Here is a 1,396-nt window from a genome sequence, read left to right as displayed (position 1 = left end):
TGGCTGCCATCGCTGCGTGCCAGCGCGCATGGGTCAAGGCCGCCTCGCCATGGCGGATGCGGTCCGACAGCAGGCGATAGCGTTCGGCCGACTTGGCCTGCCGGCGCAGGGTGGCGGCCTGTGCCTCCAGGCCCCGGATCACGTCGTCCAGCCGCGTGACATTGGCCTCGGCGGCGCGCAGGCGGATCTCGGCCTCGCGCCGGCGCACGGCAAGGCCGGCAATGCCGGCAGCTTCCTCCAGCAACTGGCGGCGTTCGGCAGGCCGCGCGCTGATGATGGCGCTGATGCGGCCCTGGCCCACGATTGCCGGGCTGTGGGCGCCGGTGGCCGAATCGGCGAACAGCAGGCGGATATCCTGTTGGCGGGCGTCGCGGCCGTTGAGCCGGTAATCCGATCCGGCGCCGCGCTCGATGCGGCGGGCGACTTCGATCTCCTCGCCAGCGCTGCCCGCCAGGTGCAGCGTCACGCTGGCCAGCTGGCGCGCGGGCCGCGCGGCGGTGCCGGCGAAGATGACATCGTCCATGCCGCCCGACCGCATGGACTTGGGGCTGGCCTCCCCCATCACCCAGCGCAGCGCTTCCAGCAGGTTGGACTTGCCGCAGCCGTTGGGTCCGACAACCCCGGTCAGGCCCGGTTCGATATGGAGGTCGACCGGTTCGACAAAGCTCTTGAAGCCGGCAAGGCGGAGGCGGCGAAACTCCACTTAGCGCAGCGCAGCCTGCAGCTTGGGCTCGAGATCAGCCCAGGTGAAGACGCCGTCCTGCACGGTGCCGTTGATGATGAAGCTGGGCGTGCCGGTCAGCTTGTATTCGTTGACCGCCTGGTTCCTCAGATCGTTGACCTGCTTCAGCTGGGCCGGATCGGCGAGGCACTGATCGAAGCGGGCACGCGGGATACCGCGCAGCTTCACATATTCGGCCAGCCCGCCCAGTTCGGCGAGGCGGCGGATGGCCTGTTCCTCGCTCATCCCGGCCAGCGCGTCCTGATCGGCCTTGGGGATGCGGCCGAACGGTTCAACCCAATTGCGCTGATCACGGTAAAATCCGTCGAGCAGGCCGAAGAACGTGGCCGGGCCCTGGCAGCGGGCCAGCACGGTGACCGCATAATCCGGGCCGTTCAGCACGAAGTTCCGGTATTCATAGGAAACATTGCCGCTGGCGACATATTTCGCCTTGATCGTTTCGGCAGCCGATTCGTGGAACTCGGCACAATGCGGGCAGGTGAGCGAGGCGAACTCGACGAGCTTCACCTTCGCATCGGGGTTGCCCATGCGGAAACCGCCTTCCGGCGTGGCGGCCACCACCTCGGTCCACTTCTGGCCGGCGGGTGCCGCGATGGCGGCCGGCGCCGGCGCATCGCCGGCGGGCGCCGCCGTCTTGCTGTCGTTGCAGGCAGC

2 protein-coding genes are annotated in these 1,396 nt (G+C 68.6%); both read right to left on the bottom strand.

Annotated features, from left to right (window positions below; all coding sequences use genetic code 11):
- Nucleotides 1-703, bottom strand: a 703-nt coding sequence (locus GJV64_RS14500) for an AAA family ATPase (protein WP_164158185.1), incomplete at its 3' end; no start/stop codon positions are given.
- A partial coding sequence (locus GJV64_RS14495) for a thioredoxin domain-containing protein (RefSeq protein WP_164158183.1) occupies nt 704-1,396 on the bottom strand: 693 nt, incomplete at its 5' end.

The sequence above is a fragment of the Sandarakinorhabdus rubra genome (genome assembly GCF_010994245.1).
GTDB classification, from domain to species: domain Bacteria; phylum Pseudomonadota; class Alphaproteobacteria; order Sphingomonadales; family Sphingomonadaceae; genus Sandarakinorhabdus; species Sandarakinorhabdus rubra.
The sequence above is the reverse complement of the archived record's forward strand: the minus strand, read 5'-3'. Positions and strand labels throughout refer to the sequence as shown.